Annotated in this window: 16 protein-coding genes and 1 pseudogene; 12 read left to right on the plus strand and 5 right to left on the minus strand. The window is 71.8% G+C overall.

Annotated features, from left to right (window positions below; genetic code table 11):
- A pseudogene (locus tag VHW64_RS00745) lies at window positions 1-649 on the plus strand (acyl-CoA dehydrogenase family protein); the annotation flags it as partial.
- Between the two features lie 74 nt (window positions 650-723).
- On the opposite strand, the gene VHW64_RS00750 reads toward VHW64_RS00745, so the two are convergent.
- Window positions 724-855, minus strand: coding sequence for a hypothetical protein (locus VHW64_RS00750; RefSeq protein WP_329648583.1), 132 nt, complete (start codon window positions 853-855; stop codon window positions 724-726).
- A 227-nt stretch (window positions 856-1,082) separates the two neighbouring features.
- Between VHW64_RS00750 and VHW64_RS00755 the strand changes: the two genes are divergently transcribed.
- Window positions 1,083-2,327, plus strand: a complete 1,245-nt coding sequence (locus VHW64_RS00755) for a cysteine desulfurase-like protein (RefSeq protein WP_329648584.1) — start codon at window positions 1,083-1,085, stop codon at window positions 2,325-2,327.
- Window positions 2,320-2,784: a hypothetical protein gene (locus tag VHW64_RS00760; protein ID WP_329648585.1), complete on the plus strand. Its 465-nt coding sequence runs from the start codon at window positions 2,320-2,322 to the stop codon at window positions 2,782-2,784. Before VHW64_RS00755 ends, VHW64_RS00760 begins: the two co-directional genes overlap by 8 nt.
- Before the next feature lie 199 nt (window positions 2,785-2,983).
- Here the strand turns inward: VHW64_RS00760 and VHW64_RS00765 are convergent, their stop codons facing one another.
- The 3 genes from VHW64_RS00765 to VHW64_RS00775 form a co-directional block, all read right to left on the minus strand.
- On the minus strand, window positions 2,984-3,484 hold the full coding sequence (locus VHW64_RS00765) for a hypothetical protein (protein ID WP_329648586.1): 501 nt from the start codon (window positions 3,482-3,484) through the stop codon (window positions 2,984-2,986).
- Entirely contained in the window at window positions 3,481-4,068 is a 588-nt protein-coding gene (locus VHW64_RS00770; RefSeq protein ID WP_329648587.1) for a sigma-70 family RNA polymerase sigma factor, read from the minus strand. Before VHW64_RS00770 ends, VHW64_RS00765 begins: the two co-directional genes overlap by 4 nt.
- A 122-nt stretch (window positions 4,069-4,190) precedes the next feature.
- Window positions 4,191-4,376, minus strand: a complete 186-nt coding sequence (locus VHW64_RS00775; protein WP_329648588.1) for a hypothetical protein — start codon at window positions 4,374-4,376, stop codon at window positions 4,191-4,193.
- Between the two features lie 84 nt (window positions 4,377-4,460).
- Here VHW64_RS00775 and VHW64_RS00780 point away from each other — a divergent pair, with 84 nt between their 5' ends.
- The 5 genes from VHW64_RS00780 (at window position 4,461) to paaK (ending at window position 8,989) form a co-directional block, all read left to right on the plus strand.
- Window positions 4,461-5,939, plus strand: coding sequence for an MFS transporter (locus VHW64_RS00780; RefSeq protein ID WP_329648589.1), 1,479 nt, complete (start codon window positions 4,461-4,463; stop codon window positions 5,937-5,939).
- A gap of 190 nt (window positions 5,940-6,129) precedes the next feature.
- A complete protein-coding gene (locus VHW64_RS00785) occupies window positions 6,130-6,936 on the plus strand; it encodes a SigB/SigF/SigG family RNA polymerase sigma factor (RefSeq protein ID WP_329648590.1) in 807 nt (268 codons plus the stop codon).
- Window positions 6,937-7,005: 69 nt separating this feature from the next.
- On the plus strand, window positions 7,006-7,440 hold the full coding sequence (gene paaI / locus VHW64_RS00790) for a hydroxyphenylacetyl-CoA thioesterase PaaI (protein ID WP_329648591.1): 435 nt from the start codon (window positions 7,006-7,008) through the stop codon (window positions 7,438-7,440).
- A gap of 39 nt (window positions 7,441-7,479) precedes the next feature.
- Window positions 7,480-7,698 carry a DUF6855 family protein gene (locus tag VHW64_RS00795; RefSeq protein ID WP_329648592.1) on the plus strand — a complete coding sequence of 73 codons (219 nt, stop codon included), beginning with the start codon at window positions 7,480-7,482 and terminating at the stop codon, window positions 7,696-7,698.
- A 10-nt stretch (window positions 7,699-7,708) separates the two neighbouring features.
- Complete coding sequence (gene paaK / locus VHW64_RS00800) at window positions 7,709-8,989, plus strand: phenylacetate--CoA ligase PaaK (RefSeq protein WP_329648593.1); 1,281 nt, start codon at window positions 7,709-7,711, stop codon at window positions 8,987-8,989.
- Window positions 8,990-9,175: 186 nt separating this feature from the next.
- On the opposite strand, the gene VHW64_RS00805 is transcribed toward paaK, so the two are convergent.
- Window positions 9,176-10,405, minus strand: a complete 1,230-nt coding sequence (locus VHW64_RS00805; RefSeq protein ID WP_329648594.1) for an LCP family protein — start codon at window positions 10,403-10,405, stop codon at window positions 9,176-9,178.
- A 118-nt stretch (window positions 10,406-10,523) separates the two neighbouring features.
- Between VHW64_RS00805 and VHW64_RS00810 the strand changes: the two genes are divergently transcribed.
- The 4 genes from VHW64_RS00810 to eno all read left to right on the plus strand — a co-directional run bounded on the left by VHW64_RS00810 (window position 10,524) and on the right by eno (window position 15,162).
- Entirely contained in the window at window positions 10,524-11,981 is a 1,458-nt protein-coding gene (locus VHW64_RS00810; protein ID WP_329648595.1) for an LCP family protein, read from the plus strand.
- A 29-nt stretch (window positions 11,982-12,010) separates the two neighbouring features.
- A complete protein-coding gene (locus VHW64_RS00815) occupies window positions 12,011-12,298 on the plus strand; it encodes a DUF1905 domain-containing protein (RefSeq protein ID WP_329648596.1) in 288 nt (95 codons plus the stop codon).
- 103 nt (window positions 12,299-12,401) lie between these two features.
- Window positions 12,402-13,775, plus strand: coding sequence for an aspartate aminotransferase family protein (locus VHW64_RS00820; protein WP_329648597.1), 1,374 nt, complete (start codon window positions 12,402-12,404; stop codon window positions 13,773-13,775).
- Between the two features lie 91 nt (window positions 13,776-13,866).
- On the plus strand, window positions 13,867-15,162 hold the full coding sequence (eno, locus tag VHW64_RS00825) for a phosphopyruvate hydratase (RefSeq protein ID WP_329648598.1): 1,296 nt from the start codon (window positions 13,867-13,869) through the stop codon (window positions 15,160-15,162).
- Window positions 15,163-15,172 lie beyond the last annotated feature (10 nt).

Here is a 15,172-nt window from a genome sequence, read left to right on the forward strand (position 1 = left end):
TCACCGACCCTGACTCGCGCACCCGCGGCATCTCGGCGTTCGTGGTCGAGAAGTCCGATGAGGGCGTCTCGTTCGGTGCGCCCGAGAAGAAGCTGGGCATCAAGGGGTCTCCGACCAAGGAGGTCTACCTCGACAACGTCCGCATCCCCGTTGACCGGATCATCGGCGGCGAAGGCACCGGGTTCGAGACCGCGATGCGGACCCTCGACCACACCCGGGTCACGATCGCCGCCCAGGCGGTCGGGGTGGCCCAGGGTGCGCTGGACTTCGCGCTCGGCTACGCCCAGGGGCGCCAGCAGTTCGGTCACCCGATCGCTGAGTTCCAGGGCCTGCAGTTCCTGTTGGCCGACATGGGGATGAAGGTCGAGGCGGCGCGACAGCTCACCTATGCCGCGGCCGGGCGGTCCGAGCGCGGCGACGCCGACCTCACCTTCTTCGGCGCGGCGGCGAAGTGCTTCGCCTCGGACGTCGCGATGGAGGTCACACGAACGCCGTGCAGGTGCTCGGCGGATACGGCTACACCCGCGACTATCCGGTCGAGCGGATGATGCGCGACGCCAAGATCACCCAGATCTACGAGGGCACCAACCAGGTGCAGCGGATCGTGATGGCCCGCCAGCTCCTCGCCGGGGTGCAGTCCGAGCTCTGACACCGGGGGACATCGGGGCCATCGGCGACATCGGGTCCGGGCCGACAGCCGGGCGCAAGCTCCGGAGCCGCAGGTCAGGCGGCGTGGGCGGCCGGCTTGCGGGCCTCGCCCTCGACCTCCCAGCGGGCCTCGAGGTGCTCCGCGCCGTCGGCGTCGGTCACGACGATCCATCGCTGGACCAGGGTCGGCCGCTCTTCGGCTCGCATGGGCATCTCCTTGCCGTTCATTCTTCGTTCACCTGAGGTTCGCTTTCGTTAACCTCGTGTTCACCTTACATCACGCTCCCCACCATGACGGTCATTTCCCCGGCATTGCCGCCGACATCCCCCACCTGGGTACGGCGCGACGGAGGAACCGGGGGCGCGTCCTCCACCTCCAGCGCGGGAGAGGCCCGGATCCGGCGACCCGGCCCACGTGGTCGCACAATGGCCCGGTGACCCGCACCCACACCCACACCCACACCCGAGGCGCCTACGACGTCGCCCGCGTCCGCTCCCACTTCCCGCAGCTCGCACCGGGCGCGGGGCTCGGCGCGGCGCACTTCGACGGACCGGGCGGGACGCAGACGCCGGAGGTCGTCGCCCGCGCGGTGTACGACGTGCTGGTCGGTCCGCTGGCCAACGACGACGTCGTCACCCCGGCGGAGCGCAACGCCGGGCAGGCCGTCACCGCGGGCCGCGAGGCGATGGCCGACCTGCTCGGCGCCGACCCCGGCGCCGTCGTGTTCGGCCGCTCGATGACGGCGTTGACGATGGACCTCGCGCGCACCATGGCCCGGAGCTGGGGACCTGGGGACGAGGTCGTGGTGACCAGGCTCGACCACGACTCCAACGTCCGCTCCTGGACCATCGCTGCCGAGCGCGCCGGGGCGACGGTGCGCTGGCTCGACTTCGACCCCGCGACCGGTGAGCTCGACGACGTCGCGGACGTGCTGAGCGATCGCACCCGCCTGGTCGCGGTCACCGCCGCGTCCAACCTGATCGGCACCCGGCCGCCCATCGAGGCGATCGCCGCGGCGGTCCACGACGCCGGTGCCCTCCTGCACGTCGACGGCGTCCACTACACCGCCCACGTGGCGGTCGACGTCGCCGCCCTCGGCGCGGACACCTACGTCTGCTCGCCCTACAAGTTCCTCGGACCGCACTGCGGTGTCCTCGCCGGACGCCCGGAGGTCCTGGAGGGGCTGCGGCCGGACAAGCTGGTGCCGGCCAGCGACCGGGTGCCCGAACGCTTCGAGCTCGGCACCCCGGCCTACGAGCTCCTGGCCGGCACCGCCGCGGCCGTCGACTTCCTGGCCGGCCTGGTCCCGGGCGAGGGCACCCGCCGCGAGCGCGTCCTCGCGTCGTACGCCGCCCTGGAGGAGCACGAGGACCGCCTCCGCGCGCGGGTCGAGCAGGCACTGGAGGCCCTGCCCGGCGTGACCCTCCACGCGCGGGCGGCCCGGCGTACGCCGACCCTGCTGGCGACGTTCGCCGGCCGTGACCCCCACGACGTTCGTCGCGCCCTGGCGGCACACAACGTCAATGCCCCGGCCGGGACGTTCTACGCCTACGAGGGCGCCCGCCGGCTGGGCCTGGGCGACGTGGGCGGGCTGCGCATCGGCCTCGCGCCGTACACCGACGACGACGACGTCGACCGCTTGCTGGACGCACTCGCGGAGTGTCTCGCCGGTGCCTGAGCCCGCGGCCGGGCCAGGCCCGGGGGCCGACGGCTGGCGCCACCGCGACGTGGAGACGCGACCGTCCGCGATCGCCGGGCGCGGGCTGTTCGCCGTCCGGGACCTCGCGGGCGCGACGGTCGTGCTCAGACTCGCCCGGGCGACGGTGGCGGGTGGTCGCGTCGACCTCCTGGGAGCGGGCTTCCCCAACCACGGCTGTGACGCCGTGCTCGGCTGGGCCGACGATCGCGCACTGGCCACGATGGGCGAGGTCGCGGCGGGCACGGAGCTGGTCGCCGACTATGCGATGTCGATCAGCGAGCCGGGCTGGTACCTGCGCTGCCACTGCCCGAGCTACCGCTGCCGCCAGATGGTCGAGGGCGGCGACTGGCAGATCCCGCAGCTCCAGCGCCGGTACGCCGGCTGGTGGGCGCCTCCCGTCCGACGCCTCATCGAGGCGGGCCGGGCCGAGACCTGAGTGGGGGCCGGGTCGCGGGGCGTCCCCCCAGAAGCTCCGCGACCCGACCCGGCGCCGGCCGGACGACGATCCTCGGACCGACGGCGCTCTCTCTCGGGGGTCGGACCCGCTGTCCCCCCGAATCAGCGACCCCGTCCCTCGGTGGTTCAAGAGCCGGATCGCCGCGTCCTGATACACCGCGAGGCGGACCGGTCGCGCCTCAGACCAGGAAGGGCGGAGTGACGAACGGCGGGGCCGCCGGCTCGTCGTTCTGTCCCTGCGGCAGCAGCCACAGGCGGACCTCGCCGGTCACGGCGTCGGGGAACTCGAAGCGCCCCTCGCGGTCGGCGTACGCGCTCTGCCGGGTGTGGGCCAGCTCGTCGCCAGGAGGCCCCAGGAAGATCCGCAGCGGCAGCGCCGGGACGACCCAGCCGTCGAGCCGACGGCCTCCGTCGTCGCTGTCGCCGATCCGCACCAGCACGCGGTACGTCGACCCGGCGAACTCCAGCGCCACGGTGGCGCTGGTCTCGGGCTCGTCGCCCTGGCGGGTGCCGGCGCCGACGTCGACGGGCTGCACGAGCGTGAACAGCTCGAACTCCGACTCCAGGTCCTGCACCGCGAGCCGGGCCAGCACGCCGTCGGCGAGGTCGTCGGGAGCCGGGTCGAGGTAGCCGTAGAGCTCGGCGACCGACTGGAGGAGCTCGTCGTCGGTGCTGTTCACGACAGCTCTCCGAGCTCGACGCGGAGCTTGTCCAGGCAGCGGCGCCGGGTCGGTCCGATGCTGCCGATCGGCATCTCGAGGGTGTCGGCCACCGACGAGTAGTCGGGCCGCGGCTCCCAGGCCACGATTCGCAGGAGCCGTTGGCAGCGTTCGGGAAGTCGGGACAGGGCCCGCCAGAGCGCGGCCCTCTCGTCGCTCTCGACGACCTCGGCCTCCGGTGAGGACTCCTCGGGCATCCGGGCCGCCAGCACGTCGTCGTCGACGGGACGGGTCCGGGTCGAGGCCTTGCTCACGCGCCAGGCCTCGCGGCGCGCGGCCGTGCACAGCCAGCGGGTGATCGCCTGGGCGTCGCGCACCGAGTCGGCCGAGCGGACCAGCGTGAGCCAGGTGTTCTGCACGACGTCCTCGGCCGCTTCCCGGTCGAGGCCGGTGGCGCGGACGACGTGCCACAGGACGGGGCTCATCAGCCGCACCAGCTCGTCCAGGGCGGCGTCCTCGCCGCAGCGCCAGCGACGGAAGGCGTCCGTCGCGGCGTCGTACAGCGCGGAGGACGTGGGACCCCCCTGCGCGCCGTGCGTGGCCATCACACCCCTTGAGGAGGCCAACCCGAGCGGCCCTGATACGTCGTTGAACCTGGCTTGAGAATTTACCGCGCCCGCGTCGCCGCGTCACATGAAGCAGGAAGCCCGACAGGGCCCGGGCGAGCTCAGCCGCCGCCGCGTCCGCGTCCGGCGAGGATCGCCGCCACCGGCGGGATGACCGCGGCGACGACGCTCATGCCCACGGCGACCGGGATCGACCAGAAGCGCACGACGTTCCACGCCAGGACGATCAGCAGGACGCACGTGCCCATCAGCCAGAAGTACGTCGCGCGGGCAGAGCGGGTACTCATCCCACCAGGGTAGGGGCGCCCTTCGGGCATGGGGTCCCGCGCGTGCGGGTACGACGTCCCGCGACGAACGGAGCGGAGGGACCCATGGCAGGCGGCGTCGAGACCGGACGGATCACCACCGACATCCCGGCCCGGCTCGACCGGCTGCCATGGGCGCGCTGGCACTGGATGATCGTCGTCGGCCTCGGCACGGTCTGGATCCTCGACGGGCTCGAGGTCACCATCGTCGGCTCGATGAGCGACGCGCTCCGCCCGCACAGCACCGGCATCGGCCTCAGCAGCTGGGGGGTCGGCTTCGCCGGCGCCGTCTACGTCGCCGGCTCCTGCCTGGGCGCGCTCTTCTTCGGCCAGCTCACCGACCGGTTCGGCCGCAAGCGGCTGTTCATGGTCACCCTCGGCGTCTACCTGGTCGGCACCGTGCTCACCGCCGTGTCGATGAACCCGGCGTGGTACTTCGCCTGCCGGTTCCTGACCGGCACGGGCATCGGTGGCGAGTACGCCGCCATCAACTCCGCGATCGACGAGCTCATCCCCGCGAAGTACCGAGGCCGCGTCGACGTCGCGATCAACGGGTCCTTCTGGGTCGGCGCGGCCGGCGGCTCGCTGTTGACGATCCCGCTGCTGGACCCGACGGTCGTCGACCCGTCGTACGGCTGGCGGCTGGCGTTCGGGCTGGGTGCGGTGCTCGCTCTCGGGGTGCTGTTCGTCCGACGCAACGTGCCCGAGAGCCCACGCTGGCTGTTCATCCACGGTCGCGCGAAGGACGGCGAGGACGTCGTGCGCAGGATCGAGAGGACTGTCGCGGCCGAGATCGGGGAGGACCTGCCCGAGGTCGACGACGAGATCACCGTCCGGCAGCGCCGCACCATCTCGATGACCCTGATCGCCCGGACCGTGTTCACGATGTATCCGAAGCGCACGGTGCTGTGCCTCTCGCTGTTCACGGGACAGGCGTTCCTCTACAACGCGTTCTTCTTCACCTACGGCGACACCCTCAGCACGTTCTTCGACGTCAGCCGGACGGGCTACTACCTGGCGGTCTTCGCGGTCAGCAACTTCGTCGGCGCCCTCGTGCTCAGCCCGCTCTTCGACCGGGTGGGACGCGTTCGGATGATCACCGGCACCTACGTCGTCTCCGGGGTGCTCCTGGGAGTCACCGGAGTCGTGCTCGGCAGGCTCGACGCGACGACCCTGACCTTGATGGGCGCGATCGTCTTCTTCTTCGCCTCGGCCGGCGCGAGCGCGGCGTACCTCACGGCGAGCGAGGTGTTCCCGATGGAGACCCGGGCCCTGTGCATCGCCTTCTTCTATGCGATCGGAACCGCGCTGGGCGGCATCACCGGACCCCTGCTGTTCGGCAAGCTGCTCGACAACGCGTCCGCCGACAAGGACATCACCACGATCGCGCTGGGCTACTTCATCGGGGCCGCGCTGATGGTCGGCGGCGGCGTGGTCGAGGCGTTCCTCGGTGTGCGCGCCGAGGGTCGGTCGCTGGAGGAGATCGCCACGCCGCTCACCGCCGAGGACGTGGACGGCGACTCCGTGGCAGCCGCGACCGCCTGAGACGACGACGCCCGGTGTCGGCCCCGCCCGTGGGCCGTGGTCGGAATGTCAGACGATCTGACAGGGGGGGATCCCGCACCTCCCTAGGGGTGTGCCACAGGGGTGAGCGCCAGGTGTAGACCAGAGGTACGTGGTCGAACCCACCTGCCACCGCCAGATACCCGCTCCCCTCGGAAAGGGGCGTTTCTCCGTGGCAGCCCAGAGTGCTGAAGCACTGACTCACCGCACCCAGGTCCCCGACGTCACCCACCTGCCTCGTCGCGAGGCGACCAGGACCCTGCTCGCCCTGGCCGCCGACGCGACCGAGGCCGAGCGCGTGGCTCTCGAGGATCGCCTGGTCGAGGTCAACATGCAGATCGCGGTCGACGTCGCCCGTCGCTATCGCGCTCGCGGAATCGCGACCGACGACCTCGAGCAGGTGGCCTACCTGGGCCTGGTCAAGGCCGCCCGCGGCTTCGACCCGGACCGGGCCACCGACTTCCTGAGCTACGCCGTCCCGACGATCCGCGGGGAGGTCCGCCGGTACTTCCGCGACCACGGCTGGACCGTGCGCCCGCCGCGCACCGTGCAGCAGGCCCAGGCCAGGATCACCGCCGTCGAGTCGGACCTGTGCCAAGAGCTCGGTCGCTCTCCGCGCCCCAGCGAGATCGCGGACCGGCTGGAGCTCGACCTCGACCTGGTCGTCGAGGCGCTGGGGGCCAACGGCTGCTTCTCCCCGACCTCCCTGGACGCGCCCACGGTCGAGGGCGAGGGGGGCATCGGCGACCGGCTCGGCGACGACGACCCGTCGTTCGACAGTGCCGAGGCCCGGGTCGCGCTCAAGCCGCTGCTGGCCCAGCTGGACCGTCGCGAGCGGATCATGCTGGAGATGCGCTTCTTCAAGGGGGCGACACAGTCCGAGATCGGGGCCGTGCTGGGCGTCACGCAGATGCAGGTCTCACGCCTGCTCTCCGCGCTGCTCGCCCGGCTGCGCGACGACCTCGGGGCCACGACCTGAGGCTCACGCGCCCCCTTGTTCTCCGCCGGTGACCAGGCCTCTCCCGTGCGCCTCTCTAGGGTTGTGGCCGTGACGCCACAGGAGACGGCCCGACGCAGTGCCGAGGCGATGTGGGCCGGTGACCAGGCGAGCCGCGGACTCCAGATGAGCCTGGACGAGGTCGGGCCCGGGAGCGCGACCCTGTCGATGACGCTGCGGCCCGACATGGTCAACGGGCACGCCATCGGCCACGGCGGCTACACCTTCATGCTGGCCGACAGCGCGTTCGCCTTCGCGTGCAACTCCTACAACCGGGCCACGGTCGCGGCCGGTGCCGACATCAGGTTCCGGCGACCCACCCGCCTCGGTGACCGCCTGGTCGCCACCGCGACCGAGCGCGGGCGCTCCGGCCGCGACGGCGTGTACGACGTGCTGGTCACGGTCGGCGAGGAGGTCGTCGCCGTCTTCGTGGGGCGGAGCAAGGAGATCGGCGGCGTCCTGTTCGACCCCGACCATCAGGGGTAGAGCAAGGCGCTCGAGACCGCCCGCATCCGGCACGTCGCGGTGCCCCGGCCGTCGTGCCCGCGGTCTCCGCCCTCCCCGAGCTCGTCCGGCCGCACCCGGCTGCGCCACCGCTTGCCCTGCATCGACGACCTGCCCGACACGGTCGAGGCGTGGGGACGCTCGCAGGACATCCCGGTCGGCGGCTGGTACGGCCTGAGGAAGGGCTGCGCGGTCGGCTCGGGAGCTAGGTGCCTGCGGTGCTGGAGGCACACGGCCTAGATTCGGCCACATGAGCGGCGAGATCCCCACCTACGACAGGGCTGGGCTCGAGGCCCTCCAGCTCGAGCGGCTGCGGGACACGCTGCACCGCGCGTACGCCCAGGTCCCGCACTACACCCGCGCCTTCGACGGGGCCGGGGTCCACCCCGACGACCTCGCGTCGTTGGCGGACCTCGCGCGCTTCCCCTTCACGACCAAGGCCGACCTGCGCGCGAACTATCCCTTCGGGATGTTCGCCGTGCCGCGGGAGCAGGTGAGCCGGGTCCACGCCAGCAGCGGCACAACGGGCCGGCCCACGGTCGTGGGGTACACCCGCGCCGACCTCGACACCTGGGCCGAGCTGATGGCGCGCTCGATCAGGGCCGCCGGCGGACGGCCGGGCGACCTCGTGCACGTCGCCTACGGCTATGGCCTGTTCACCGGGGGGCTGGGCGCCCACTACGGCGCCGAGCGCCTGGGCTGCACGGTGGTTCCGGTCAGCGGCGGGATGACCGAGCGCCAGGTCCAGCTGATCCTGGACTTCCGGCCGCGGGTGATCATGGTGACCCCGTCGTACTTCCTGGCGATCCTCGACGAGCTCGAGGCGCAGGACGTCGACCCGAGGAGCACGAGCCTGGAGGTCGGCATCTTCGGGGCCGAGCCCTGGACCGACGAGATGCGCAGTGCGGTCGAGGCCCGCAGCAACCTGCGGGCCGTCGACATCTACGGGCTCTCGGAGGTGATGGGTCCCGGTGTCAGCCAGGAGTCCGGCGAGACCCAGGACGGGCTGCACGTCTGGGAGGACCACTTCCTGCCCGAGATCGTCGACCCGCTGACCCTGGAGCCGGTCGCGGCCGGCGAGGTCGGCGAGCTGGTCCTCACCAGCCTGACCAAGGAGGCGATGCCGGTCGTGAGGTACCGCACCCGCGACCTCACCCGCCTGCTGCCGGGCACGGCGTTCCCGGCGTTCCGGCGGATGGCCAAGGTCACCGGGCGCACCGACGACATGATGATCGTGCGCGGGGTGAACGTCTTCCCCACGCAGATCGAGGAGCAGATCCTGGACGTCGAGGGGCTGGCGCCCCACTACACCTGCGTGCTCACCCGGCCCGGCAACCTCGACGAGCTCACGGTCCGCGTCGAGTCGGTGACCGAGGGCGGCGCCGGGTCGGGGCTGGGCGCGGAGCTGGCGAGGCGGATCAAGAGCCGGGTCGGCGTCACCGCGCGCGTGGAGGTCGTGGCGCCCCACGCCCTCGAGCGCTCGACTGGCAAGGCCCGGCGGATCGAGGACCGCCGTACCGCCGCCCCCTAGCAAGCGCCGGTCAGTCCCGCCTGCTGCGCGCCGCGATGCGCGCACGCTGGCTGCGTTGCAGCCGCTCGACGTGCGCCCGGCATGCCGGCGCGGCCGCGTCTTGCCATCGCACACGCGTCGCGACGCTCGCGACGGCGCCAGTGAGCAGCACTTCCCGAGGACCTCCGCCGCCCCCAGGACCTCCGGCTAGGAGTGGGGGAGACCCGAGGTGGTGCACAGGCCCTTGCCGATCGCTGCGGTGTGGTCGGTGATGATGTCGTGGAACATCTGCTTGGACCGGGTGGGGTCCCAGGTGACGGCCAGGTTGCTGATCGGGACCGGGCAGGTGAGCTTCGAGTGGGTCATCGCCCAGCCGAAGTGGCCCATGGCGACGGCGCTCATGTCCTTGTCGACCGTGAGGTTGTCGGTGGCGGAGGTCCACAGGTTCCAGTAGCGGAAGGGGTTCAGGACGGTCCAGGGCGACAGCGCCTTGTGCCCGACCGCCTTCATCACCTCGCGCTGCTGCCCACCGCGGGCGATGTCGCCGAGCTTCGGGTCGGCGTGCCGCGAGCGGGCGTAGGCCAGGGCCACGGTGCCACCGGCGTGCTGGCAGCCCTTCTTCACGTGCAGGTTGGCGAGCTTGTCGTTCATGGTGTGCGACGGGCAGATGGTGATCCCGCCGACGGAGTCGACGATGTTGACGAACCCGCCCAGGCCGATCTCGACGTAGTGGTCGATGTGGATCCCGGTGTCCTGCTCGATCGTCTGGATGAGCAGCTTCGGGCCGCCGTAGGCGAAGGCGGCGTTGATCTTGGTCGTGCCGTGGCCCGGGATCGGGACCAGCGAGTCGCGCGGGATCGACATCGTCAGCGTCGGTCCGCTGCCGGTGTGGATCACCACGATCGTGTCGGTGCGCTGACCGGACGCGTCGCCGGTGTGCAGCTTCTTGCGCTGGGCGGCGCTCAGGCCGGCACGCGAGTCGCTGCCCACGAGCAGGTAGTTGGTGCCGGGCTGGTCGGCCGGGCGGTGACCCGACGGGAAGGCGTCGATCTTGTCGGCCTTCGACCAGGCGAAGAACGGCACCGCCACCAGGTAGACCAGCCACAGGACGACGATCAGCCAGAGGTAGCGCAGCTTGAGGCGAGGTCGCCGGAACCGGCCGAACGTGCGGCCGGGCCCGCTCGAGGAGCCGCCGGGCGGAGTCGGTCGCGACGGGGGAGGCGGCGTCGGGCGAGGAGAGCGGGCCGACGGAGGAGGCGGCGGGGCCGAGGAGCCGCCGGGACGGGGGACGGTGGGCATCACCCGCGTCTCGTCGGGGTTGGCGGACCGCGGCACCGGTCGCGTGGCATCGGGATCCGAGCTGTCCGGGCGCACCTGGTCGGGCCGGTCGCCGCCCTGGCCACGGGGCGCGCCGCCGTACAGCCAGTCGTCGGACATGCTCGCGAGGCTACCGGCCGGATGGGAATGCCCCCGATTCGGCGCGTCGGTCCACGGTGTTGCGGGTGAGGCTGGTGATACTGGCGGGGCTACTTCCCCAGCACAGAAAGTCATGCCCATGGGGCAGCTCCCCACGATGCCGGAGACGGCATGGGCCACGATGCGGGCCACGGCCGACGACCGGGCTGCGCGCGTGCGCTACCGCCGGGCCCTGATGCTCATGGTGATGACCCTGGTCCTCCCCGGGTCGGCCCAGCTGGTCGCCGGCAACCGGCGCGTCGGTCGGGTCGCGACCCGGATCTGGGTGGCCCTGATCGTGGCCGCGGTCGTCGGCGCCGTGCTCGCGGCGCTCGACCACGAGTACGCGTTCTGGTTCGTCTCCGACCCGCGGGCGCTGGGCGCGATCCGGCTGGCGCTGATGGTGCTCGCCGTCGGCTGGGCCCTGCTGTTCCTCGACGCCTGGCGGATCGGTCAGCCGCTCTCGCTCTCACTGGGGCACCGCCGTACGGTCGTCGGGCTCAACGGCGTGCTGTGCTTCTCCGTCGCCGGCACCCTGCTCTTCGGCGCGCACCTGGTCGGCGTGCAGCGCAGCTTCATCCTCACGACGTTCTCCGGCGACACCGTGCACGGCACGCACGACGGTCGCTACAACGTCCTGCTCGTCGGCGGCGACTCCGGTGCCGGGCGCTGGGGGCTGCGCACCGACTCGATGACGATCGCCAGCATCGATGCGAGCACCGGCAAGACCGTGCTGATCGGGCTTCCGCGCAACATGACCGACTTCCCCTTCGCCAAGGGCTCGGTCATGCGCAAGGCCTGGCCGCACGGGTTCAACTGCGGCTACCCCAGCTGCGAGCTGAACGGCGTGAACACCTGGGTGGGCGACCACCTGAGCCTGTTCAAGGGGGTCAAGGACCCGGGCATGGACGCCACCATCTCCGCCGCGGAGGGCATCACCGGTCTCAAGGTCAGCTACTGGTCGTTCGTGAACCTGGCCGGCTTCCGCGACCTGGTCGACGCGGTCGGCGGGGTGACCCTCGACGTCCGGCAGCCGATCCCGGTCGGCGGCCTGGGCGCCGACGTCACGGGCTACATCAAGCCCGGCGTCCGCAAGCTCAACGGCTTCGACACCTTGTGGTTCGCCCGGTCGCGCGACAGCTCCGACGACTACTCGCGGATGGCCCGGCAGAAGTGCGTGATGAACGCCATGCTGCACCAGGTCAGCCCGGAGACCGTGCTGACCAAGTTCGAGAAGATCGCCAAGGCCTCCTCGCAGATGATCTCCACCGACATCCCCGCCACCGAGGTCGACCGCTTCATGGGCCTGGCCCTGAAGGCGAAGGGCCAGCCGGTCGCCACCTTGTCGCTGGTCCCGCCGCTGGTCGACACCGCCCATCCCGACATCGCGCTGATCCGGCGCAAGGTCGACGCGGCGATCCGGGCCTCCGAGCACCCGTCGTCCGCGGCTCACCACCATCGGCGGAAGTCGCCGTCCACGGTCACCGGCGGCTCGATCGGGTCGTTGCACACCGGGTACGCCGCGAACGACTCGACCGACCTTACCGACTCCTGCTGAGCACCGCCGGACCCAGAAGGGGCAGCGCCGTGGACCTCGCCTTCTCCGGGCCGGTGTACGAGTGGCGCGGCCCCGCGCCGTACCACTTCGTGGCGGTGCCCGAGGACGAGGTGGAGCAGATCCGCGAGACCGCGGCGTTCGTGACCTACGGGTGGGGCATGATCCCGGTCCGCGGCCGGATCGGGGACACCGACTTCACCACCTCGCTGTGGCCCAAGGACGGCGGCTACGTCGTCCCGCTCAAGGACGCCGTCCGCAAGCCGGAGGGCCTGGCCCTGGGCGACCTCGTGACGGTCCACCTCACCATCGACGTCTGAGCCCGACATCTGACGCGGCCCGTCCAGGGCGGGCGTTGTGGCGACCCGCGGGTTCGTGGGATTGTCTACAACCTATCAATCCGACGCTTGTGGAGGAATGCCCATGTCGACGTCGTTGTCCGACCGCGGGATCGACCCGAGCCGGGTGGAGCGGCTGCTGGAGCGCGAGCGCGCGCGGTTCGTGCAGACCCATCCGCGCTCGGCCGAGATCCACCGGCGCGCCGCCGGCTCCATGCTGTACGGCGTCCCGATGAACTGGATGACGCGCTGGGCGAGCCCGAGTCCCGTGGTCGTCGCCTCGGCCGCGGGCGCGACGGTCGAGGACGTCGACGGCAACACCTATGTCGACCTGTGCCTCGGCGACACCGGCGCGATGGCCGGGCACGGACCGCGCGCGGTCGTCGATGCCGTGGCCGAGCAGATGGCGCGGGGGGCGACGTTCATGCTCCCGACCGAGACCTCGCTCTGGGTCGCCGAGGAGATGGCCCGGCGGTTCGGGATGTCGCAGTGGCAGTTCGCGCTGACGGCCTCGGACGCCAACCGCTTCGTGCTGCGGCTCGCCAGGCAGGTCACCGGCCGGTCCCAGGTCGTCGTGCACAACTGGTGCTACCACGGCTCGGTCGACGAGACCCTGGCCACCCTGAGCCCGGACGGCGACGTCGTGCCCCGGCACGGCAGCGTCGGCCCGGCCCTGGACGTGACGTCGTCGACCCGGGTGGTCGAGATCAACGACGTCGCCGCGCTCGAGGCGGTGCTGCGCGGCGGGACCGTCGCGGCGGTGCTGGTCGAGCCGGCGCTGACCAACATCGGGATCGTGCTGCCCGACGACGACTACCACCACGAGCTGCGCCGGATCACCCGGGAGACCGGGACCCTGCTGATCATCGACGAGACGCACACCATCTGCGCCGGTCCCGGCGGGTACACCCGGCGTGAGGGCCTCGAGCCCGACCTGCTGACGATCGGGAAGACCATCGGCGGCGGCGTCCCGGTGGCTGCCTACGGGATGACCGACGAGCTCGCCGGCCGCGTGGTGGACGGCACGTTCTGGCACGAGGCGGACGTCGGGGGCGTCGGCGGCACCCTCGCCGGCAACGCGCTGTCGATGGCGGCGGTGCGGGCGACGCTCTCGGAGGTCCTCACCGAGCCGGCCTTCGAGCGGATGGAGGAGCTGGCGGTCCGGCTGTGCGCGGGCATCGAGTCGGTGATCGACCGGCACGACGTGCCCTGGCACGTGACCCGGCTCGGGTGTCGCTCGGAGTACCTGTTCAGCCCGCACCCGCCGCGCAACGGCGCCGAGGCCGAGGCGGCCGGCGACGAGCAGCTCGACGCGGCGCTGCACCTGGCGATGCTCAACCGGGGCGTGCTGCTCACGCCGTTCCACAACATGACGCTGATGTCGCCGGCCACGAACGCCGCTCAGGTGGACGCCCACACGGCGGCCTTCGAGGAGATCGTCGCCGAGCTGCTCAGCTGAGACGGATTGTTGACAATCCAGCAACCCGACAATAACGTGACGGCCGTCAGGCCGATCAGGCCACGCCATCGAGAGACCCAGGGAGCACGACGTGCAGTCAGCCGGAGGCCGGACCATCCAGGAGGTACGCGCTCGCGAGGTCCTCGACTGTCGCGGCCTGCCGACCGTGCAGGTCGACGTCGTCCTCGCCGACGGCTCGCTGGGTCGCGCGGACGTGCCGTCCGGGCGCTCGACGGGGGCCCACGAGGCCAAGGAGCTGCGTGACGGCGGCACCCGCTACGGCGGCTACGGCGTACGCCGGGCCGTCGCGAGCGTCGTCGACGTGCTGGGCCCCGGGGTCCACGGACTCCAGGCCGATGCCCAGCGTGTGCTCGACCGTCGCCTGGTCGAGCTCGACGGGACGCCGGACAAGTCGGCGCTCGGCGCGAACGCCCTCCTGGGCGTCTCGCTGGCGGCGGCGCGGGCCGCGGCAGCATCGACGGGGCTGCCGCTGTACCGCTACCTCGACTCCGACGGCCACCTGCTCCCGGTGCCCCTGGTCAACCTGATCAACGGCGGTCGGCACGCCGCCGGCCAGCTCCAGTTCCAGGAGTTCATCGTCATCCCGACCGGAGCCCCGACCTTCAGCGAGGCGCTGGCGGAGAGCTCCGAGGTCAACCTCGCCCTCGGGGAGGTGCTCGAGGAGCGCTACGGCCGGGCCGCGCTCGCGCTGGGCGACGAGGGCGGCTACGTGCCGCCGGTGTCGGACCCGCGCGAGGCGCTCGAGCTGCTGCACGTCGGCGTCGAGCGGGCCGGGTACACCGGTCGCTTCCAGTACGGCCTGGACTGCGCGGCCACGCACTTCTACGACGCGGACGAGCGCGTCTACCGCCTGGCCGGGAAGCCGTTCACCTCCGAGGAGCTGCTGAGCCTCTACCTCGAGCTGATCCGCGACTTCGGCATCACCACCATCGAGGACCCGTTCGCCGAGGACGACTTCGCCAGCTTCACCGACCTCACCCGCGAGTCCGGCATCCAGATCGTCGGCGACGACCTCTTCGTGACCAACCCCGAGCGCCTGCTGCGCGGCATCGAGCAGGGCTCGGCCAACGCGCTGCTGTGGAAGGTCAACCAGATCGGGACGCTCTCGGAGGCCATGGACGCGGCCGCGATCGCGACGAGCCACGGGTACGGCGTGTGCGTCTCGGAGCGCTCGGGGGAGACCGAGGACCCGATCATCGCCGACCTCGTGGTCGCCCTCAACGCAGGCCAGATCAAGACCGGTGCGCCGGTCCGCGGCGAGCGGACCGCGAAGTACAACCGGCTGCTCCAGATCGAGGAGGAGCTCGGTGCGGCGGCACGCTACCCCGGACCGCAGTTCCCCGGGGTCAGCGCCAGCCGGCGCTAGGTACCGGCTC

The organism is Nocardioides sp. (assembly GCF_036267815.1).
GTDB lineage: Bacteria > Actinomycetota > Actinomycetes > Propionibacteriales > Nocardioidaceae > Nocardioides.